We start from the raw sequence: 22611 nt of genomic DNA on the forward strand, positions 1-22611 counted from the left end.
TCCGCTGCCGTTACGCTGCATAATTTATTCTCTATCTCTTTTAAGAACTTTACGCCTAACCATCTCGGCTCGGCTTTTATGTCGTCGATCATTGCGATCTAAACTCTCAATCTTGTGCTTAAGAAATCATTGCGATTTCTTTGTTTTTCAATGCTTTGCTTCGTTGTAGAAGCGGATGCAAAGATGCGGTTATTTTTAATTCGTGTCAAGTGCTATTTTCACTTTTTTTGAACTATTTTTTCTTCGCTGTTTTTCAATTTAACAACCGCAATTTCTTTCGTTGTTGCGGGCTGCAAAGGTGCAAATAAATTTGGTGATTGACAAGTGAAATATTCACTTTTTTAAATCTTTTTTTTATTCGCTAAACTTAAAAAAACAACGCCCTTTTTATTTGAGCGGCCACAAATGTAAGTAGAAAACCTCTACCCTTACAAGCATTAATTGAAAATAATTAAAACAATTTTGTAACTACCTGTAAATTAACGCCAAATTAACGTAAGCATTATTTGTGCAAACATCAATCCAGGCCATATATACCTTATGATGCATAATAAAGGTGTTATTTAGGGGCATAAAAAAATGCGTAAGTTTGATTTACATATGGAAAACTTCAACTTCCCACCGCTGTTTTTAGAAGATTTGAATGACGAACAGGGCTTTGACCGCCAAAATTTTATTGATGCCCACCTTTCAGAACCTGCCCCAACATCCATCAGAGTTAATCCTTTTAAACAATCGGACTTAAAAACCGACTCTCAAGTGCCCTGGTGTACCGAGGGTTTTTATTTAAATGAACGCCCTTCCTTTACTTTCGACCCGCTGTTTCACGCGGGTGCTTATTATGTACAGGAGGCATCGTCTATGTTTATCGCACATATATTAAACAACATACGCCCAAATAAGGATGATGCCATTAAGGTATTAGACCTTTGCGCGGCACCGGGCGGTAAATCTACCCTGTTAAATTCGGCGCTGAATAGCAGCGACCTGCTGGTGGCTAATGAGATCATCAAAACGCGTGTACCTATATTAAGTGATAACCTTAACCGCTGGGGAACATCAAACACTATCATCACCAATAACGACCCGAAGGACTTTAACGCCATCCACAGTTTCTTTGATGTGGTGCTGGTTGATGCGCCATGCTCGGGCTCGGGCATGTTCCGTAAAGATCCTGCCGCCATGAACGAATGGAGCGAAGGCAACGTTAACCTTTGCCACCAACGCCAGGAGCGCATCCTTGCTGATATTTATCCCGCTTTAAAAGAAGACGGATACCTTATATATAGTACATGCAGTTATTCGCATCAGGAGAATGAGGATATACTGGATTGGCTTTGCACCGACTTTGGTTTAGAAAGCATACGCATACCTATACATAAGGAGTGGGGTATAGTTGAGACCGAATCGCCGCTGAAAAAAGCATGGGGTTACCGCTTTTACCCGGGTAAGGTTAAGGGCGAGGGTTTGTTTGCGGCTTGCCTGCGTAAAAAGGAAAGTAGCGGTGGCCTATCCAACTATAAAAACAACGGGCAGCAAAAGCTACCGGCCAAAGAGATGGATATTGTAAAAGGTTATATTAATGATGCCGATAACTTTTACTTTTTTAAAGTGAATGAAGACTGGCTGGCCGTAAACCGCGAGCACAAAGAAAGCCTGAACATTTTACACCGACACCTATATATAAAGAAGTCGGGTGTGCGGATTGGGAAGCTGGCCGGTAACGACCTGATACCGGACCATGAGCTGGCCTTAAGCCTTATTATTAATAAGGATACAGTATTATCTACCGAGCTAACCAAAGAGCAGGCTATCCAATACTTACGCCGCGATAATATAGATATAGAAATTACCGGAAAAGGCTGGAGTTTGATGACCTACCAGGGATTGGCCTTGGGCTGGGCGAAGTTGTTGCCGAATAGGATCAATAATTATTATCCCAAAGAGATAAGAATAATGAGCCAGCAGGGGGTTTAACCTAAAAACTTGCTTACCGAGCGTAATTACGAGAAACGTAGTGAAGTGGCAATCCTCTATAGACTTGTCTGTGGCTCTGTAAGTAGGGGATTGCCACGCTATCGCTCGCAATGACGCGAGGAGAGAATCCTCTATATATTCTTCCCGTCCACAATCTTAAAAAACTGATCCCTATAAGTATCCCCCACAGGAATAACTTTATCGACTATGAAAATGCGGCTGCGTTCAATACTGTCTATCTTATTAATAGATACGATGTATGATTTATGCACGCGGATAAAGTGCTTGGGCGGCAAGGCATCTTCCATCTTTTTCATGCCTTGCAGGGTAATGATACGCTCGGCGGGGGTAAATATGGATACGTAATCTTTAAGGCCTTCTATAAAAAGAATGTCGTGCAGGTACACCTTCTGAATTTTATGCTCTGTTTTCACGAAGATGAAGTCGCTCATAAAATCATCTTGCTGCACGGGCTCGGCTTTAACAACCGGTGCCGTTGTGGGTTGGATAATTGCCTGTGCTTTTTGTACCGATTTAAAGAACCTGTCGAAAGCGATTGGCTTCAGCAGGTAATCTACCACGTCAAGTTCGTAACCTTCCAGCGCGTATTGCGGGTAGGCGGTTGTCAATATTACTTTTGCTTTGCCGTTTGAGATGCGCAGGAACTGGATGCCGGTGAGTTCGGGCATTTGCACGTCCAGAAAAACCAGGTCAATACCGCCATCCTGCACCATGGTAAGCGCTTCGATGGGGTTGGTGGTTGCTTTCACCAATTGCAGGGCGGGCATCTTGGAGATATAATCTTCCAGTATATTAAGCGCCAAAGGCTCATCATCAACAACAAGGCAACGGATCATGGCTATAAAACTAAGGATAATTGAACGGTGAACGTATCCGCTTCGTCGCGAATATCTAAATTATATTTACCGGGGTACAGCAGGTCCAGCCTGCGGCGAACGTTTGCAAGCCCTATCCCGCCGGACGAATCGCGGTTATGCGTATGTTTTTTGTTTTGGATAAAGAAGTAAAGTTTCCCATCCTCTATATTGATCTTTAATAAAATAGGCGATAGGGCATCGTTTGCCACACCATGTTTAAACGCGTTCTCAATAAATGAGATCAGTAACAGCGGTACAATATGCTGATTGGTTACCTCGCCCGTTACTTCAAAATTGATAAACGCGTTGTTACCGAACCTGATCTTTTGAAGGTCGATGTAGTTTTGCAGGTACTGCAATTCCTTAGTTAGCTCTACCCGGTTATCGTTACACTCGTAAAGCATATAGCGCATAATCTCAGAGAGCTTAAGGATAGCCTCGGGCGTGGTATCCGATTTTTGGTAGGCCAGCGAGTAAATGCTATTTAATGAATTGAACAGAAAATGCGGATTGATCTGCGATTTCAAAAACGACAATTCTGCCGAAAGGCGCTGGTTCTCCAAGTCGCGCTGTACGCGTTCGTTCAGGAACCAGTCGATAGTAAATTTCAAAACCGTACTCAGGAAAATAAATATGATGCTGGTAAATAACGTACTGAAAGCATATTGCCAAAAGGTGATGGTTTTACCTGCCCGTTCTAAGGCGATAGGCTTAAATATTACCGCCGCCCCATACTTAATAATCCCAAATACAATTAAGGCGCTTATTATATATATAGCGTAGTGCTTATACTTTTTTACATCTAAATATTTAGGGATAAGCAGCAGGTAATTTAAATAGAACAACGCAATGTTTATTACACCAAAAACCACAAATACAACCAGCAAGGTTTTCATAGGCATTTTACCCCCGCTGTGCCCTAAAAACACAAAAAGCGAGATCATGCTTAGCCAGAATAGAAAATGCCAGAAAATTTGCCAGGCCCGCTTCATCTATATATATATTTATCTAAATCTAAGCCTCATCCTTCCCTCTACAAAGGATAACGTTCCAATAGCTTTTTCAAGTCCTCTCCCTATAGCCCTCGGGATGGAGGGGATTAGGTGAGACTATCAGCATCTAAAGTAATATTTATAGCCGGATTTAGATGTGTAATTATATATAGCAACGCATTGTTTAGATGAACGGGCTAAAAAAACCGACGAACGGGTTAAACGTGGTTTTTAACCGTTCATCTACAAATGCTGCCTGTTGGTCTAAATGATTTTAGGGGGTGGGTTATTTAGTATTCCTTTGTTCTATCAAAATCACACACACAATGAAAAAGTTAGTTTCAAACTCAAATCCATTTATCTTATTACTGGCCCCTGTAGTTTTTGCCATAATAATGGGCGTTAGTTACCAGTTTGAACAAAAACAATTTACTGCAAGCAACTCTGCAGTACACGCTACATCATTATTTATTAAAGGTGTAACTGTTATTAAAACCGTAGCCTCTATCGCTACCGAGAAACTATGGTAATCCAAACAAACGGTTTATCATTCAACTTCGGCAATTAGCAAGTTGTTAAATCACTTTCCCTGCAAGTACCCGCGGGGAGCATATACGGGTTTTTAGGGCCAAATGGCGCCGGCAAAACTACTACCATAAAAATGCTGCTCAACCTGCTCCAAGCCGGCGAAAGCAGCATTCATATTTTTGAGAAAGAGGTGAACAGCACCCGCATCGAAATTTTAAAGTAGATAGGTTCGCTGATAGAGCAGCCCGCCATATACCACCACCTTACCGGCCGCGAAAACTTGTTGAATCGCGCTATGCTTTTGATTGGAAGAAGTTCGCGGGTATAAAGTTACATTTGGCTAAAGCCAACGGCAATGATATACTCCACTTAGTAATAATTCATTCATTGCCGTACCATTTATGAGACAGATTGGCAAGCCGGATATGGGATTTAGCCAAACCTCTGCGGGGCGCCCGCAGCTATTATACCGCCTCGCACATTTGCCCGCTAACCTTTGCCGGTTTAACTTCAGCTTCTTTCTTATCATTAGCATCTTTGCGGTATTTGGCAAGGTTTATCAGCAGTACACTTATTAATATAATTACCAGCCCGCCAATTTGCACCCACGAAACATGCTCCTGTGCAAACATCACCCCTAATAAAACCGCAATAACCGGGTTAACATACGAGTGTGTGCTTACCTGTGTTGCTGGCCTAACCTGTAGCAACCAAACATAAGCGGTAAATGCCGCTATCGACCCAAATACAATAAGGTATGCTACCGCCAGCCAAGCCTGCAAAGGCACACGGGTTATATCAAAACCTGCAAATTCGTTATGCAGGGCGCTTGCCGGTAAAAAAGCAAAGCCCGCTATCAGCATTTGCCAGGCGGTGGTTACGCGTGCCGGGCTGCTGCTCTTTTTATATTTAGAATACAATGACCCTGCCGCCCAGCCTATAGGGCAAATGATCAGCAAGCCCACGCCCCAGATCTTGGCACTGTCATGCGTGCCGCCAAGGGCGTTTGCCACCTGTTCGCCAAATAATAAGATCACCCCGGCAAAACCAATTACCAAACCCACAACGGTGGCGGTACTTGTGAGGTTTTCTTTCCAGTTGCGCTTATCTAAAATCACAAACCAGATGGGGTTGGCCGATATCATGATGGCAACCATAGCGCTTGGTAAAGCCTGCTCTACCCATATCACTATCCCGTTACCAACGGCTAAAAGCAGTAGACCACTAATGGCCGCGGTGATCACATCTTTTTTCACCCAGATCTTGTCGCCTTTAAGCGCGCACCATCCCAGCATTAACAAACCGGCAGTAATATAACGTATAGCCCCCATCAACATAGCCGGGATGCCCTGGATGGCCATCTGGATAAAAAAATACGTTGAACCCCATACAATATATACCGTGGCAAAAGCTAATACTATTAATAAGGTGGCCGGTGCTTTTTGTGAGATATTTGTCATGACGGTTGTTGTTTAGTAATTAACGTATTGATACTCCATTTGTAATAGGGCAGTGTTGACAGCAAAAAGCTTGCAGCACTTACCGTAAAAACCGAGTATCCTGAAGCGCGTCTATCCCCCTTGAAATGGTCATAGGCGCTGCGAAGGCCTGCGAAAGCACTCCGCTACCCACTGCGGCCTGGCGTGTCAATAAGCCGATGATAAGCATCAAACTAAAAACGCCTTCACCAATAGTGGCTAAAACGGCCAGCGGCGTTACAAGGGCATCGGGCAAAAACGACATGGTATCTTTAGACAGCACCATAAAAGGTGTCCAATAATCGCCCCAGCTAATATGTGGTTGCCCCGGTGCACCCAACCAGCCAAGCCTATCGGCCACCAGCCAAAGGTATGCTACGCCAAGGGCTAACCTTAAAAACAATGCTATTGCCTGCTGATATTTTGATGCTTCCATTATTTTTTGTTAATGGTATAAAAATACAAGCATAGTGGCCTATCTTTATAGTCCAGATAAAACAAGCAAGATAGTCCAGTATGCAATTTTTAACCGGTTTACTTAGTATCGACAAATCCTTACAGGTGCCCGTGTACCTGCAAATAGCCAACGGCATTATAGGCCACATCAGGCAGGGAACTTTAAAACCGACATCGGCGTTGCCCAGCAGCCGCGCTTTGGCCCTTGGTTTAAAGGTGCACCGCAATACCGTAGTTGCCGCTTACGATGAGCTATACGCCCAAAGCTGGGTGGATGTTTATCCGCAGAAAGGCATCTTTATTGCTTCCAACCTGCCGGAGGTGTCGCCGCGGCCAATTGCAGATAATGCGCCGCAACTATTGTCATACCCAGAGAAAACACATTTTGATGTTTGCGAGAATACGCTGAGCCATATCAACCTTTTTAAACCGGCATCCGGTTTAAGTATTGCCTTTAATGAAGGCTTCCCTGATACGCGCCTTGCACCTGTCGATTTGATGCTGCGCGAGTACCGTCGTTTTGCCGGTTATCATTTCACCAGTAAATATTTATTGTATGGACCAGAGCAGGGTTCAGAGAACCTGCGGACGGAACTTGCCCGCTTCCTGGGCGAGACCCGTGGACTGCACGTAAACCCCGAGCATGTGCTGATGACCAAGGGCGCGCAAATGGCTATTTACCTTGCGGCGCAATTGCTGCTTGGTAAAGGTGATACCGTTATTGCCGCAGACCCGGGTTACTGCGGCGCCAATGAAGTGTTCGTGCAAACCGGGGCAAATTTGGAACTGGTGCCCGTTGATGAATGTGGGATAGATTTGGACGCTGTGGAAGAGATTTGCAAAAAGAAAAAGGTAAAAGCGCTGTACGTGATCCCGCATCACCACCAGCCTACTACGGTTACGCTAAGTTCGGAAAGGCGGATGCGCTTGCTGGAACTGGCTATGAAGTATAGCTTCGCGATTTTGGAGGATGATTACGATTATGATTTCCACTATGCCAGCAGCCCTATCCTGCCACTTGCCAGCGCCGATTATTATGGCAGCGTTATTTATATAGGTTCGTTTTGTAAAACCATCGCACCGGGCATCCGCATAGGGTTTATGGTTGCGCCACCCAACCTTATTTCGCAGGCTACCAAATTGCGCCGTATCATCGACAGGCAGGGCGAACAGCTTTTAGAAGAGGCCATGGCCAACCTGCTCAAGAACGGCGACATTACCCGCCACCTTAAAAAGGCTAATAAGCTTTACCACGAACGCCGGGATGTGTTCTGCGATATACTGAACCAGCAGCTTGGCGAACACGTAAGTTTTAAAATTCCAGATGGTGGGTTTGCTATCTGGATGAAATACCTCAATGGCATCAAACCAAAAGCGGTTGCCGAAAAGGCCGCGGTCATGGGTTTAGCCGTTAGCGCCGGCCGGGATTACTATTTTGACCCATCCCGCGAAAGCGAACATATCCGCATAGGTTTTGCTTCCATGAATTTTAAGGAAATGGAGCAGGCTACCGAACTGTTGGCAAAAGCGGTGAAGAAACTGGTTTAATCTTTCTTGCCGTTTTCTACACGTTTCACATCGCCGCAGCGATCCTTCTTAAAGTCGAAGTTATCGAAGTCTTTGGTTTGGGGAATGTCAACCTTACCGGGGGAACAATTAACCAGGGAAAAATGCCGCCGACTATCCAGAAACTTTCCCAAGCCCACCCTTTTATACGGAATATAAAAAATGCCCGAGGTAAACCCACCGGTAAAGTGGAATATGATCCCAAAAATTGCTTGCATGAAATTAGGTTAATTGGTAAATAACTTTGCTAAGCTAATTAACCCCAATTTTATAACTGTTATATACTGTATGGTACTTAGGAGTATTCATCTATTTTTATAGTTTTATAGGAATTTAAACAAAACCCGATGCCCGAATTTTACGAATCGTTTGTACACCTTGTTTTTATTGGCATTATCGCCTTGTTCCCGGTTGTTAACCCCATAGGCTCGGCTTTTATGGTTAGTCCGTATTTTGAGAACCTGACGAGGGGCGAAAAAAAGAAAGCTGTAGGGCAAATAACGTTCTACGCGTTCCTCATCTGTACGGTATCCCTTTTTGCCGGGCAATGGATCCTGCGGTTATTCGGTATCTCGATACCGGTTGTACAACTGGCGGGTGGTATCATGATCTGTAAAATGGGCTGGGAGTTCCTCTCATCCGACGAGAAGAAAACCTCCGCCGAAGACCTTGACGACCAACCCAACGTTTCGGCATTTAGCCATATTGCCAATAAACTTTTTTATCCCATTACTTTCCCGGCGACTACCGGAGCAGGGACCATATCGGTACTATTCACCCTAAGTGCCCAAGGCGACGCGCTGGGCAGCTCCCGCTATTACATGACCACCGGCGCTATCCTGGTGTCCATAGTGGCAATGTGCTCCATGATCTATTTCTTTTACCTCAACACCAAAACCATGATCCACTACCTGGGCGAAAACGGCGAGAACATCGTAAACCGCATCTCGGCCTTTTTGATCTTTTGCGTGGGCTTGCAGATTGGAATAAGTGGGTTGAAGACGATATTTAAGTTGTAGGGGTGGGATAGACGCAGATAAGATACACGTAACGATTATCAAATTAAATAGCTCTTTTTACAGTCCTTCCTAAAATAAACGAACTAATAGTCTGTCCCATATCTAACCAAACTTTCTGTAGTGAAGGATTAACGTTTAAATATTCGAAAATCTCATCGGCTTTATATTCCACAAAGTTGGATAATACATTATGGCCGTAACCAGGTATATAAAAATGATTGTCATTATGCCAAATAGTTTGCAAACTGCTTTCTTGAATTATACCGTACCAATAGTCGTTTAACAAATGACTCATTTGCTTTTCAAAAGTTCTTAATCCTTTTTTATAATCTACATAGAAAATCGCATCTGGACATTTTTTTTGCAATTTTTCCAATCTGAGATGAGTTTCGTTAAACTCTTTAGATTTATATGTTGACTTGTAGAACTCGTGTGGAAATAAATTCTCCACCTCTAAGGCATTCAAGATCACATAATGACACTTTGCGTTTGGTAAGGTTGACGAAGCCGATTCATGAAATTCCTTCACTTTTTTTGCTGTGTCGCCAAGTTCGGAGTTTGGAGTACTCTTATCACTATCAAGTATACAAAGACAAAACTCTTCTGCCTTTTCATAAAGCGTTTTATATTCTTTAACAGTAGTGCTACCTCCACCTGTTTGCCTTTTATAAACTACTTTAAATGATTCTAATTTGTTGTGAGCTCTAAAATACTCAGCAAATAATGCGTATACCTCGGAATCGTTACCATTTTCACCAAGTAATATGGTTCTTTGGACTGAGGCTGTATCTATTAAAGTTGAAAATTTAATAGATCGAATTTCAGTTTTAGTCTCAATTTCCGTTGAAAAACTTTCCGGCTCATTAATAGGAATAACTCGAATTATAACGTTAAAGATAGTGAGCCACCCCAAAGCCTCCTTATCCCGGGCTAAATAATGTTTCAAATAGAACTTTGAAGTTTCATCCACACTGCCGTCCGAAATTAACTTTACAACATTCCTCGGTGAAATCACAACAATATGCTTACCCTCTTTGTAGGCCATCATTATGGTTTGAATGAAATCATAATATCTATCGTCTTTTGGTCCCTCTTCAATAAGAACGTCGTCTAAATAAAATACCATTATTTTATTTAGACGGAAGAAAAAACCCAAGTGGCCAATTAATAAGATTTCCATCAGAATCAATTTTTGAGATTGAAATTTTAGTAGGTTGATTCTCGGAAGTTTTGTTAAAAACAACTATATTCACATCATCAGCGGATAGTTCATTGTTTATAATACAGTCACCAAGACGATTAATTATAATATCGCTATGCGTTTCTATAATAAGACTTAAAATAGTACCTTCGGCTTTTGTTAATTTGATTACTTGCGCAAGAGCATCTGCAAACTTTGCTTGAAATTCAGGGTGCAAGTGTAATTCTGGCTGTTCGATAACAATAATATTTCTATTGCTACGGTAATAAGATATAACGTTTCTACGATTTGCAAATTTCGATGCTGTATACCACAGCTGAGTAATTATTGGAAGAATTTGGGAATATCCAAAGCCCATATCCGACAAATTTATTTCATATCCATCTTCGTGAACAATTTTAATTGAATAATGCCCTTCGATTTTTGTAATTTTCGTTCTAAACCCGAAGTTCTCATTAGTCCAATTTTGGAAACTCGACATCTGTGTGTCTGTTAAGCTGTCTAAAAAAACCGGAAGATTTTTCCCATTAGGATCAACTTCGTCAACTGCAAGATGTTGAATCCGATAATATCTTTCTGCAGTCGCTCTTATTGGAGCAATATATTTAATTCCTGAAAATGTGCTTGTTAGGTACTGATTAATTGCAGACCCGTAGATATCTAAAAAGTCATAAAGTATAATTAAATCTTTCAGGGTTTTAAAATCTTCAGAATCAGTCTTCCAATCTGCTATTTTTTCATGCCATTTTTTGGGACTCTTTATATTTTTATTTTTTCGAGTGTGATTTTATCATCGTCTGTCAAATCAACATTTTGTATTATATGCCATTTAGTATCTTCACCGGTAGACCTCAAACAATATTTTGATAAAATTGAAAGTATTCGTTTTCGAATAGTCTGTTCAACCCTTTCAAACTGTTGAGGATATTCCGAAGATATTTTTTTTTCTTTTAAAAACTCTAAAAAAAAACCTCCATCGTCTATAAATCGAAAGTTGTCATCTGCCTTAAAATGATTGGAACCATTTATTACAATGGAAGTTGTTGAGTTTTTTTTTTGGTCAATTTTAATTACAACCTGATTAGTTAAAAATTTGAAAACTATTTCACTGATTTGAATTAGTTCTTTGTCATTTTCCTCGAACTTTAAGTTATAATTAACCGCAAAATCCTTTCTCAAGGGATATCTTACGTAACGTCTTCCACGATTTCTCCTATTTAAGAATTCAAAAAAGTATTCATCAAGTGTAAAACCCAATTCATATTTTTCATTTTCGCTTTTTAAATTGTGTGGTTTGATGTCTTTATATGAACCAAAATCTATGTAATTCCCATAGAGCAGAATCGGTGACTTAGTTTTTTCTTCAGTGCTTTGCTTTAGCATAGGAAAAGTCCTTAAAAACGAACTTTTACCTGAACTGTTTTTACCTATCAGAATAGTTATTGGTTTTATGTCTATATCACCAGTATCTTCTAAACTCCGAAAATTTTTTATTCTCAACTTCATATTAAGTAGATTACTTTTTAAAGATGTGAATTTAAATGAATAGGACGCATGGTAACAATTAATTATAATTTCTTAAAATAGAGAAGATATGTTTGGTCATGATCCACCTCACCCCCTCATAATCTCCCTCTGTATATTAAACAAAAATTCAAACAAGTTCATTTCGGTGGGGATCTGGAGTTTTTTGCGGAGACGGTAACGGCTGATCTCTACTCCGCGTACGGAGATGGCCATCAGCTGGGCCACTTCCTTGCTGGATAGGTTCATGATGAGGTAGGCACAAAGTTTTAGCTCCTGCTGGTTGATGCTTGGATAGCGGTCTTTTATTACGCTTAAAAAGTTGGAGTGCACTTTGTCAAAATGGATAGAAAATTGTTCCCACTCCTCGTTCAGCTTGTTTTCTTCGGCAAGCAGGCGCAATATCTTTTTGATCTCGGCGGTCTCAACCATCTCCCTGCCCAATTTTTGGAGGTGCTGCAGTTCCTCCTTCACCTTTAATATAAACTCTTTTTTCTGCACCAGGTTCAACGCCGCGGATGCCAGTTCGGATGTCTTAAATTCAATTTCAGATTGCAGCTTATCGTTCTTCAGCTTCACCACCTCTTTTTCAGATCGTTCTAGTTCCAGCTGGTGCAGGTAGGCAATTTGCTTTTGCTCTTCCTCGTTCTTTTGCTGCTGTATCAGCAACTGCTTTTGCTGCTTTTTAATGTGGCTTGCTTCCTGCAGCTTATATATATAGTATAGTACGCCGGCTATCAGCACTGAATAAAGCAGGTACGCCCACACCGTTTGGTACCAGGGCGGGTTGATCACAAACACATACGTAGCCACCGCCGATTCATTATTCTGGTGGTTGCGCGCCTTTACTTTAAAAGTATAATTGCCTGCGGGCAAGTTGGTATAATCTTTATCCGGCCGTTTAGACCATTCCGACCATTCCTTATCAAAGCCATCCAGCAGATAACTGTACTCCGCATTAGATTGTTCCTCAAAAATTGGCGACGAGTATTCAAAATGCAGCGAGTTCCAGTTATGGGTTAGGGATGGGGTGTTTTCTGCAGCTTGCTCTTTATCATCGCTCACCCCGGTAAAGTAGCCGCCGTAAAGCAGGCTATCAACACCATAAGTAGCTTTCACCCTGCGGATGTAGACATTTATCGGCCTTATATTTTGCTTGTATTTGGCGTAGTTGATGTGGTAAAAACCATTCTCGCTACCCACAAATACGTTGTTGGCGTTAACGGGGTAAATATTTTCGAAGCCACTTAGTATGCGGTTGTTCAGTTCGGGGATGTTGATGATGGTTGGTGCTGACGTGTAATCTGCCACGCCAACGCTTTTGCCTTGTACAAACCAAACGTTGCCGGCGGCATCCTCTTTTAGGTACCGTAAACTTCTGTCGCCAAAGATTTTTTTGAACTGTGCGGATTGCACAAAGCGGTCGGTTGCCGCATCGTATTCGTAAATACCTTTTTCGGAAGCGATAACGATCCGGCCCTTTATCTTAAACACAAAATTGTTTAGGGTTGATGGCAGGCCCTCATCTTTGGTATAGGTTTTAACCTGGCCTGTATTAGGGTCGAGTTTGTAAACACCACGGTACGGGTGCGATGTCCAGATCAAATTATGCTCATCCACCTGCATAAATCTCGCCGACTCATAATACTTGCCCAAGCTGCCTTTATCAATCAGGGTAGCGCCTTTATTATCAAATAACCGAACCCCGTAGTAGTTACCCGCTGCTATCAATGATTCGCCACTTTTGTTTTTCAAGGCCTGGAAAGTCCAGAAACCGGTAACATTATAGATGGGAGAAAGCCTATCGCCCATGATCTCGAACAAACCATCATCCTTACCCGCAAGCAGGCGGCCGTTCACTTCAACCATGTTCCATGTTTGGCCTTCGCCGGTCGTTTTAAAGTCGTTTTTTAGATAACTGAGGTCGCTTATACCCTTAACCGGGAGCTGGTACACGCCGTTAGATAATGCGAAGTATAAATTGTTCTTAAACAAGGCCGCGCCATAGCCACCGCCATCTTTAAATATTAATGGATTTATGTGCTTAACCGCGTTGTTATAGGCGATATAATCAATTCCGTTATCCAGCCCAAGCCATACGTTGTGGTTAGCATCGGTATACATACAACGCACATTGATATTTTGCAGTCCTTCTTTTTTGCCGATGTTCTCGATGATGTTACCGGTTTTATCAAACTGATAAATGCCATTAACATAAGTGCCTACCAGGTAAGTGCCATCGTTCAATGCTGTTGCTCCTGAAAAATGCTGGTGGTTATCAATACCGGTCCCGTTAAGGTTAAAGTAATTTAGTTTATTGCCAGTTAGCAAAAACAAGCCATCCTTTGCAGAGGTAACCAGGCCCGTGGTATCATTAAATTTGGATATGCTGGTAATATAAAAGCCATTTGGCAGATCCGCTTTTGCAATAAACGGCGTCCAGCTGCCATTTGTTAATGCTAAAACGCCTTTTTGCTCATCATGAGCCAATAGCTTACTGCCATATGTACCCAAAAACAACCACGAGGGCGAATGGTAAATGGTTATCTTACTGTTGCTATACCTAAAGATCTTATCATGCGTGCGAAAAAAGATGTCATTCCCATAAGCCGCAATATCCCATATATCAGAAAATGCTTGATCGGTTTTAGGGATGAGGTTTTTAAGCGAGGTAAAAACAAGCCGGCCATTTTTTGCGGGGGCAAAGTATCCTATTTCATCCTGCCCGCCAACGTAAAGCTTTTTATCGGCACCAAATTCTAATGACCGTACAATGGTTTTATTGGGCAGCGGGTAAAGCTGCCAGTACGAACCATCGAACACCAGCACACCCTCATTGTTAGCCAAATACATCCGGCCCTGCGCATCCTGGCGTATTTTCCAGTTTTGCGTACCTGCATTATACTGCCTTTTCTCGTAATTAACGGTTTTGCGCTGCCCAATGTAGGCCTGTGCCATGGCACCTTGCGCCATCACATTAATTATTACGAAAAGCAGCAGCCTTAAATACAAAAGATTATAGCGTTTAATCAAAATTATATAGGTGTTTAAAATTGATTTACTAATATCCGTCTTTTTAAATGAAATTTCAATGTTGTGTAGTAGTGATGTAGTGCGAAATTTCGCTTTGGGATACGCTTCGTATACATTTGATTCCTATAAACCAATTGCTCCGGCAAATTATAACCCAATTTAAAAACCGTTAACAAATGCTTAAAGCTTAAGTATGGCTGCGCATGATTGTGCGCGAAAATGAAAACATATGAAGAAACTTTTACAACCAACCAACGTCGTCCTGAACGACCTAATTAATTTAACCTAAAAATAAATCTATGCAATTAAAACTCAAGTTTTTTATGGGGATTGCTTTGCTTTTCTGTTTCGTTAGCCAGGGCTATGCACAAACCCTGCGCCTAACCGGTAAAGTAACCCAAAAGGTGGACGGACAGGCATTGCCCGGCGCATCAGTAACCGTTAAAGGCACAACGGTGGGCGTTGTTACCGATGTAAACGGTAATTACGCATTAAACATCCCGCAAAGTGGCGGGACAATCGTGGTATCATTTGTCGGCATGGTATCCGTTGAAAGAACAGTAACACAAGCCGGTACAGAAAACTTCACATTAGAAGACAACGCTAACAACGCGCTTAACGAGGTTGTAGTAATTGGTTACGGTACCCAAAAGGTAACTAAGGTATCGGGTGCTATCTCAACCATAAAAAGCACCGACATCCAAAGGCAAAACCCGGTACGTGCAGAAGAGGCCATACAGGGCCGCGCCGCAGGTGTTACGGTTATACAAGGCGGTACGCCGGGCTCATCGCCAACAGTGGCTATCCGTGGTATCCCTTCTTATGCGGGTTCAGCCCCGTTGGTGGTTATTGATGGTGTGCAACAATCACTGGCCGATCTTAACTCGGTAAACCCGATAGATATCGAATCTATCAGCGTACTTAAAGATGCATCTGCAACCGCTATTTACGGTGTTAAAGGTGGTAACGGTATTATTGTGGTTACTACCAAAACCGGTAGAAAGAACATGAAACCCGAATTTACTGTTAACAGCAGCTACGGTGTGCAGGAAATAGCACGTTACATTGGCGTTTTAAATGCAACCGAATATGGCGCAATAGTAAACGAAGGCAGCGTAGCATCGGGTGGTAACGTTATTTTCCCTGACCTGACCACTTTAGGTGTTGGTAGCAACTGGCAAAAAGAGGTGTTTAAAACCGCTCCTTTACAACAACATACCATTGGTGTACGTGGCGGCAGCGAAACTGTAAACTACTTTTTATCGGGTGGCTACACCAGCCAGGGCGGTATAGTTGGCGGCATCGATAAATCAAGGTTTGATCGTGGAAATTTCACTGCAAACATCGATTTTCAGCTATCACAAAAACTTAAACTTACCCTGAACACTACCGGTGTAATTTTAAACTCAAAAGGCATCCAGGAAAACTCGTTTAATAGTGTAATTGGTAGCGCGCTTAACTTCGACCCAACGGTACCAGTTTTAAATACCGATCCTAACAGCGTTGGAAAATACGGATACAGTAATTTGATCCTGTCTGAGGTTTACAACCCGCTTACCAAACTGGATAACACCTACAACAAAAGCCTTGGCAGTAAATTGTACGGTAAGTTTGAGGCACAATACGATATTTTAAAGAACCTGAAATTAACCAGCAGGTTTGGTTATACAAAGTATGATGCTAACAGCAAAGGCTTTACCCCGCTTGTATTTTACGGCCCGCTTAACGTTGATAACAGCATGAATGCCGATAGATCTACCGTGATTGATAAGCATAACAGCGTAAACCACGATAAAGTGAGCAACTTTAACTACACCTGGGAAACATTTGCCAACTATAACTTTAAAGTAGCGGAAGACCATACCTTTGAAACGGTTGTTGGTTTCTCACTGGCAAAAGAATCTGGTAACGCGGCCGGTGTAAACAGGCAGGATGTACCTTTTAACTCTTGGGAGTTTGCAGATTACAGCGCGGCAACCGGTACCAACACAGCTACCAACCCAAGCGCCACAGGGGGTTATTACTATCAGTACTTTAAACGCAACATGTCGTTCTTTGGCAGGTTGAACTACGATTACAAAGAGAAATACCTTGCATCGTTCACCGCGCGCCGCGACGGCTCAACAGCTTTTGGTGCCGATAACAAGTTTGCTAACTTCTTTTCCGGTTCGGTAGGATGGGTTGCCAGTAAAGAGAGTTTCTTTAATGTACCTGCTATTAATTTCTTAAAAATTAGGGGTAGCTACGGTACTGTAGGTAATGATAATACACCAACACAGGCTACCACTATTATCACCGGCGGCCCTGATTATGGCCCTACTGCAAACAGCAATGGCTATAACTTTAGCAATGTGTTCTATCCGGGGTCTACCTTAGGTACAACAGAAAACAAACTATTAGGATGGGAAAGCCAGAAACAAGCTAACGTTGGTTTCGACCTTACCCTGTTTAACGGCAAATTAACAGTTACTGCCGATTATTATGAAAAACGTGTGGGTGGGTTGTTATTCCAACCGGCAACAGTTTACACAGGTGGTACAACCCCGGTACCTGCAGCTAACATCGGCTCAACCAAAAACAACGGGGTAGATATATCTATAGGCTACAACGAAACTATTGGAAACGGGTTTAAACTAGGTAACACTTTTAACATAACTACAGTAAAAAGCCTGGTTACCGCAACTAATACTGATGGCACCGCTAAAATATTTGGTGGCAGCTACTTCAACGGGCAGTCGCAACAGGTAACCGTATTTGAAAAAGGCCAGGCACCTGGTTATTTCTATGGCTACAAAACAAATGGTTTGTTCCAGAACGCGGCTGAGATAGCAGCAGCGCCAACTCAAACAGGCGCTCAACCGGGCGATATCCGTTTTGTGGATGTTAACGGCGATAAAGTAATAAATGCCGCCGACCGCACCAATATTGGTAACCCGTTCCCTACTGTTATTTTGGGATGGACGCTATCAATGAGTTACAAAAACTTTGATTTTAACGCGTTCACTTATGCATCTATCGGTAACGATATTTACCGTGCTTACGAGCGTAACGGTAACTACACCAACAAATTCCGCGGTGTGCTTGCAAGATGGACCGGCGAAGGAACTACTAACGATGCCCGCAACCCAAGGTATTCATTTACCGATGCCAACAGCAATATCCGCGCGTCAGACAGGTATGTCGAAGATGGTTCATTCGTGAAGATCAAAAACATCCAGTTAGGTTATACCTTCCCTCGCTTAATGCAGGGCAAAGTATTTAAAAGTATAAGAATCTACGCGCAGGTTCGTAACGCTGCAACATTCACCAAGTACTCCGGCTACGATCCTGAGATCTCAGGTGGTGTGCTTGATACCGGTGTTGACCGTGGCGCATACCCGCAGCCAAGAACATACAGCATGGGCCTTGACATTAAATTATAATTCATTAAAAAACAATACGATGAATAAAAGATATATAAAGCTAATTGCGATGGTCCTGTTGCTGACCTCGTTCACAGCATGTAAAAAATGGGTGGAGAATAACCCGCACGACAGGTTCCTGGTTACCGACCTTGACTACCTGAAATCAGAAACCGATTATCGCACCATGGCTGTCAGCGTTTACTCGCCGGTGCAATGGTTAAACCAAGCGGTAGTTGTGGGCGATATCGCATCAGACAACTCTGTAGCCGGTGGCGAAAGTGCATCAGATGTTTTAGCACTACAGCAAATAGATGATTTTACGCTAACATCAACAAATTCAACCTTACTTGACCTGTGGCAGGTTGCTTACGAAGGTGTTAACAGGGCTAATTACATGACCCAGTATAAAGACAAAAACAAAGCAGGCGAAACCGTGAACTTTAACGGTAAAGATGCCCTATACGCCGAGGTTTACTTTTTACGCGCTTACTACTACTTTACCTTAACAAAAATGTGGGGCGATGTTCCATTGTTTATTGATAAGCGCCTAAATAACAGCGATGCAAAATTATTAACCCGCGCACCTAAAGTTGAAGTTTACGCGCAGATAGAAAAAGACCTTAACGCTGCCATTGCTGCTTTGCCAACTACACAAAGCCAAAAAGGCCGTGTAACTAAATATGCTGCACAAGCCTTATTGGGTAAGGTTTATTTGTACGAGAATAAATTTACCGACGCAGCTTCAGTGTTAGACCCGGTTATCACCTCAGGTGCCTATAGTTTGATTACCAATTATGCTTCTATCTACTTAGCAGCAGGCGAGAACGGCCCTGAATCGGTATTTGAGATCCAGTACACAAACGGTTCGCCATACTTCAACTGGGGTGGTGTAACACGCGGCCAGGGTAATTATGCGGTTCAGCAGAATGGTATCAGGGGGTTAAATGGTATTGGCGGTATGCCATATGCAGCCGGCTGGAGCACTAACCTGCCAACACAAAACCTTGCCGCGGCTTACTCAGCCGGCGATCAGCGTAAAGCAATAACGGCTTTCAACATCGAAGATTACAAAGCCGCACATCCCGAATATAATATTAGCTACCAGGTAGCGCCTTACAAAAACACAGGTTTATACAATGGTAAATACTTACCACGTAAAGGTGAAACATCCGGCCAGGTAGAGCTTAACTACCTGAACAACTTTAGAGTGTTAAGATATTCTGAAGTATTATTACTGGCTGCCGAAGCAAACAACCGTTCAACAGCGCCAAACGATACTAAAGCACAAGGTTACCTAAACCAGGTTCGCCAGCGTGCATTTGGTGATGTAGCTCATAATATAACGGCTACAGGTACTGCTTTAAAGCAAGCCATTTGGGACGAAAGAAGATTAGAGTTGGCTATGGATGGCGACCGTTTCTTTGACCTGGTTAGAACAGGGCAGGCCGCTAATAAACTTACAGGTTTTATTGCCGGTAAGCACGAAGTGTTCCCTATACCACAGGAAGAAATTAACGTTACAGGTTTAACACAAAACCCGGGTTACTAAACCTTAAAAATCAAGATCATGAATGCAATAAAATATTTTTTGAGCATAACCCTTTTAATGGCTGTGATAACAGGCTGTAAAAAGGAAAAGTTTGATGACGTATCGTTCGTCAACAACGTAGCAGACCCTGCAAAAATATCGGTATTGTTTGATATTACGCAAGACAATACTGGCTTGGTAACTATTACCCCTAACGGCGAAGGTGTATCTACTTTTGATGTTTACTACGGCGATGGCGGCGAAACATTTGTAAAAGTAGCCGCTGGTAAAAACATCGAGCATAAATATGCCGAGGGCGTATATAAAGTTAAAATTGTTGGCCATGGCATCTCCGGCAAAACTGCCGAAGTTAACCAATCGCTTACGGTATCGTTTATGGCTCCGGCAAACCTTAAAACAACCGTCACAACCACTGGTTTAGCGGTAACAGTTGGCGCAACTGCCGATTTTGAAACCATGTTCCATGTATATTACGGTGACGAGGCAACGGCAAACCCCGAACCTTACGATTCGTTCATGCAAGAGCAAACCGCCACACACAACTACCCTAAGGCAGGCACTTATACCATAAGGATTGTAGCTTTAAGCGGGGGTGTTGCAACAACAACCGTAGAGCAAATCATTAAGATAGGAAAACAAATAGACCTGCCTTTGGCGTTTGATGATTCGAATTTTGATTACACCACAAGCGATTTTGGCAATAACCAATCGGCGTTAGCAACAGATCCTAAAAACAACACTAACAAAGTATTAAAGGTTACCAAACCTGCAGGTGCCGAAGTTTGGGCCGGTACCACCTTGGGTACCGCAACAGGCTTCGCAACCAAAATTCCGGTTAGTCCGCTAAATAATAAAATGACTATGCGAATCTATTCGCCTGCGGCAGGTTTAACCATTAAGCTGAAACTGGAAGAACATGCTAATGGCAAAAATACGGTTGAAACTGATGCTAAAACTACCATAGCTAATGCATGGGAAACTTTAACGTTCGACTTCAATAATCCATCGGCAGGCACACCTGCTTTAAATGCCGCGTTTAATTATGATAAAGCTTCGGTTTTCTTTGACTTTGGCACGCCGGGCAGCGGTAAAGTGTTTTATATGGACGACCTGCAAATGGCTATCCAAATTGCACAAATAAGCCTTCCTGTTACATTTGATGCACCAAACACCGATTATACCGTTACCGATTTTGGTAACAACAATACTGTTGATGCCAATGACCCAACCCTTGCATCAAATAAAGTTAAAAAGACAACCAAACCTAACGGTGCCGAAGTATGGGCGGGCACTACAATTGGCACCCCAGCGGGCTTCTCTGCTAAAATTCCGGTAACTGCATCTTACGCTAAAATGAGCATGCGTGTTTATTCAACGGCGGCAGGCCTGCGCGTCAGGTTAAAAATTGAAGACCATAATAACGGTAATATCTCGGTAGAAACGGAGGCCATCACTACAGTTGCCAACGCTTGGGAAACCTTGACTTTCGACCTTACCGCACCATTTACAGGCACCCCTGCGCTTAACGCGGCAAATACTTACGATAAGGCATCCGTGTTCTTTGATTTTGGTACAGCAGGTAACGGTAAAGTGTTTTATTGGGACGACGTGAAATTTGTACCTCAACCTTCATCAATATTAGGTATCCCGCTTGATTTCCAGTCGGCAACCCTAAACTATGCCTTTACCGATTTTGAAGGTGGTGCTGTTACAGTTGTAAATAACCCATCGGCAACCGGCATTAACACCAGTACCAAAGTTGCTAAAATGGTAAAAAATGCAGGTGCCACATACGCAGGTAGCTACATAGCCCTTGCAGGCCCTATCGACTTTACCAAGAAAACACTTAAGATGAAAGTTTACTCGCCTAAAGTGGGTGCCAAAGTGTTGTTAAAGGTAGAGAACCTTACCGATGGCAGTGTTAGCTTCGAGAAAGAAGTACTTACAACCAAAGCAAATGCATGGGAGGAGCTAACCTTTGATTACAGCGCTATCAATACTGCAAAATCGTATCAAAAAGTAGTACTGATATTTGATAACGGTAACGTGGGTGATGGCTCGGCCAACTTTACCTACTATTTTGATGATATCACCCTTAATTAATTATAGAAATGAAAATTAATATAAAAGCATTACTAACCATCTGTTTGGCAGCCGCTATCATTGCAATAGGCTGTAAAAAAGAGAAGTATTCGTTCGGTAATATAGTTACCCCAACGGATGTAACATTAACCACGACCATCGAGGGTGTCAACACAACCAACCCGGATGGTGGCGGCTCTGGTAAAGTAACTATTACTACTGCCGGTACCGGCGCCATATCATACAAAGTTGATTACGGCGACGGCATTACCGAAATTGTTCCGGGTGGAGATAAAGTACATAAGTACTCTGCCCCCGGTACATTCGATTACACCATCACCGCTACCGCTATTGGCACAGGTGGTGTAACCTCTACCGTAAGCAAAAAGATCAGGGTATTTGTATCGTTTGAGATTCCCGCTGCAATTATGCAAAACCTAACCAATGGCGCATCTCGTACATGGGTTATAGACCGCCTTACACCAGGCCACGTAGGTGTTGGCCCGGCAGATGGTTATACACCAAGCTACTACGCAGCCGACCCTAACCAGCGTGCCGAATGTTTGTATGACGATGAAATAACCTTCAGCAAAAATGGCGCAGGCATTAATATGGTTATCAACAACAAAGGTCAGTCGTTCTTTATTGCGGGTGCTACAGTATTTTACGGTAAAACAGGCGGCGAAAACTGCTTTGATTTTGATGCCACAGGCACTAAAAAGCTTGCTTTTATGGATGCTACATCGGGCTCAACATCGGCAAACTCTACACGTATCCAATTTGTAGTGCCGGATAAGGGCTTAATTGCATTTGGTACAGGTGGTAACACTTACGAGATAATGGAACTTACCGAAACTACCATTACCTTACGGAACATTGGTATCGACGGCCTTGCCTGGTATCAGAAATTTAAAGTTAAATAAT

Annotated in this window: 18 protein-coding genes; 9 read left to right on the forward strand and 9 right to left on the reverse strand. The window is 42.7% G+C overall.

Going from position 1 to position 22611, the window contains the following annotated elements; all coding sequences use genetic code 11:
• The first annotated feature begins 600 nt into the window (after positions 1–600).
• Positions 601–1977, forward strand: a complete 1377-nt coding sequence (locus NAF17_RS13325; RefSeq protein ID WP_252758500.1) for a methyltransferase RsmF C-terminal domain-like protein — start codon at positions 601–603, stop codon at positions 1975–1977.
• A 131-nt stretch (positions 1978–2108) separates the two neighbouring features.
• Here NAF17_RS13325 and NAF17_RS13330 read toward each other — a convergent pair whose 3' ends face one another.
• Both NAF17_RS13330 and NAF17_RS13335 read right to left on the reverse strand, forming a co-directional pair.
• Positions 2109–2834, reverse strand: a complete 726-nt coding sequence (locus NAF17_RS13330; RefSeq protein WP_252758501.1) for a LytR/AlgR family response regulator transcription factor — start codon at positions 2832–2834, stop codon at positions 2109–2111.
• Positions 2835–2836: 2 nt separating this feature from the next.
• Positions 2837–3799 (reverse strand): sensor histidine kinase, encoded by a 963-nt coding sequence (locus tag NAF17_RS13335; protein WP_252758502.1) that lies wholly within the window; start codon positions 3797–3799, stop codon positions 2837–2839.
• 374 nt (positions 3800–4173) lie between these two features.
• Here NAF17_RS13335 and NAF17_RS13340 point away from each other — a divergent pair, with 374 nt between their 5' ends.
• Together NAF17_RS13340 and NAF17_RS13345 are read left to right on the forward strand one after the other, a co-directional pair.
• On the forward strand, positions 4174–4377 hold the full coding sequence (locus NAF17_RS13340) for a hypothetical protein (RefSeq protein ID WP_252758503.1): 204 nt from the start codon (positions 4174–4176) through the stop codon (positions 4375–4377).
• A 59-nt stretch (positions 4378–4436) separates the two neighbouring features.
• Positions 4437–4598 carry an ATP-binding cassette domain-containing protein gene (locus NAF17_RS13345; protein WP_256474531.1) on the forward strand — a complete coding sequence of 54 codons (162 nt, stop codon included), beginning with the start codon at positions 4437–4439 and terminating at the stop codon, positions 4596–4598.
• A gap of 241 nt (positions 4599–4839) precedes the next feature.
• Here NAF17_RS13345 and NAF17_RS13350 read toward each other — a convergent pair whose 3' ends face one another.
• Both NAF17_RS13350 and NAF17_RS13355 read right to left on the reverse strand, forming a co-directional pair.
• Positions 4840–5835, reverse strand: coding sequence for an EamA family transporter (locus NAF17_RS13350; protein WP_252758504.1), 996 nt, complete (start codon positions 5833–5835; stop codon positions 4840–4842).
• A gap of 79 nt (positions 5836–5914) precedes the next feature.
• Positions 5915–6289 carry a DoxX family membrane protein gene (locus NAF17_RS13355; RefSeq protein ID WP_252758505.1) on the reverse strand — a complete coding sequence of 125 codons (375 nt, stop codon included), beginning with the start codon at positions 6287–6289 and terminating at the stop codon, positions 5915–5917.
• A gap of 80 nt (positions 6290–6369) precedes the next feature.
• Between NAF17_RS13355 and pdxR the strand changes: the two genes are divergently transcribed.
• On the forward strand, positions 6370–7857 hold the full coding sequence (gene pdxR / locus NAF17_RS13360) for a MocR-like pyridoxine biosynthesis transcription factor PdxR (RefSeq protein ID WP_252758506.1): 1488 nt from the start codon (positions 6370–6372) through the stop codon (positions 7855–7857).
• Here the strand turns inward: pdxR and NAF17_RS18330 are convergent.
• Complete coding sequence (locus tag NAF17_RS18330; protein ID WP_370341184.1) at positions 7854–8093, reverse strand: hypothetical protein; 240 nt, start codon at positions 8091–8093, stop codon at positions 7854–7856. The two genes, pdxR and NAF17_RS18330, sit on opposite strands and share 4 nt — an antisense overlap.
• A gap of 129 nt (positions 8094–8222) precedes the next feature.
• Between NAF17_RS18330 and NAF17_RS13370 the strand changes: the two genes are divergently transcribed.
• Positions 8223–8894, forward strand: coding sequence for a MarC family protein (locus NAF17_RS13370; protein ID WP_252758507.1), 672 nt, complete (start codon positions 8223–8225; stop codon positions 8892–8894).
• A gap of 43 nt (positions 8895–8937) precedes the next feature.
• Here NAF17_RS13370 and NAF17_RS13375 read toward each other — a convergent pair whose 3' ends face one another.
• The 4 genes from NAF17_RS13375 to NAF17_RS13390 all read right to left on the reverse strand — a co-directional run bounded on the left by NAF17_RS13375 (position 8938) and on the right by NAF17_RS13390 (position 14631).
• Entirely contained in the window at positions 8938–10074 is a 1137-nt protein-coding gene (locus tag NAF17_RS13375) for a hypothetical protein (protein ID WP_252758508.1), read from the reverse strand.
• A complete protein-coding gene (locus NAF17_RS13380; RefSeq protein WP_370341333.1) occupies positions 10025–10858 on the reverse strand; it encodes an AAA family ATPase in 834 nt (277 codons plus the stop codon). Before NAF17_RS13380 ends, NAF17_RS13375 begins: the two co-directional genes overlap by 50 nt.
• The gene (locus NAF17_RS13385; protein ID WP_252758509.1) at positions 10855–11601 is read right to left on the reverse strand and encodes an AAA family ATPase; all 747 of its coding nucleotides are present in this window, start codon (positions 11599–11601) and stop codon (positions 10855–10857) included. Before NAF17_RS13385 ends, NAF17_RS13380 begins: the two co-directional genes overlap by 4 nt.
• 108 nt (positions 11602–11709) lie before the next feature.
• Positions 11710–14631 carry a ligand-binding sensor domain-containing protein gene (locus NAF17_RS13390; protein WP_252758510.1) on the reverse strand — a complete coding sequence of 974 codons (2922 nt, stop codon included), beginning with the start codon at positions 14629–14631 and terminating at the stop codon, positions 11710–11712.
• A 320-nt stretch (positions 14632–14951) separates the two neighbouring features.
• Here NAF17_RS13390 and NAF17_RS13395 point away from each other — a divergent pair, with 320 nt between their 5' ends.
• The 4 genes from NAF17_RS13395 to NAF17_RS13410 are packed head-to-tail and all read left to right on the forward strand — an operon-like array spanning position 14952 to position 22610.
• Entirely contained in the window at positions 14952–18074 is a 3123-nt protein-coding gene (locus NAF17_RS13395) for a SusC/RagA family TonB-linked outer membrane protein (RefSeq protein WP_252758511.1), read from the forward strand.
• Between the two features lie 19 nt (positions 18075–18093).
• Positions 18094–19605 (forward strand): RagB/SusD family nutrient uptake outer membrane protein, encoded by a 1512-nt coding sequence (locus NAF17_RS13400; protein ID WP_252758512.1) that lies wholly within the window; start codon positions 18094–18096, stop codon positions 19603–19605.
• Between the two features lie 18 nt (positions 19606–19623).
• Positions 19624–21708 carry a hypothetical protein gene (locus tag NAF17_RS13405; protein WP_252758513.1) on the forward strand — a complete coding sequence of 695 codons (2085 nt, stop codon included), beginning with the start codon at positions 19624–19626 and terminating at the stop codon, positions 21706–21708.
• 8 nt (positions 21709–21716) lie between these two features.
• On the forward strand, positions 21717–22610 hold the full coding sequence (locus tag NAF17_RS13410) for a PKD domain-containing protein (protein ID WP_252758514.1): 894 nt from the start codon (positions 21717–21719) through the stop codon (positions 22608–22610).
• The last annotated feature ends 1 nt before the right edge of the window (position 22611 follow it).

The sequence above is a fragment of the Mucilaginibacter aurantiaciroseus genome (assembly GCF_024055595.1).
GTDB classification, from domain to species: Bacteria; Bacteroidota; Bacteroidia; order Sphingobacteriales; family Sphingobacteriaceae; genus Mucilaginibacter; species Mucilaginibacter aurantiaciroseus.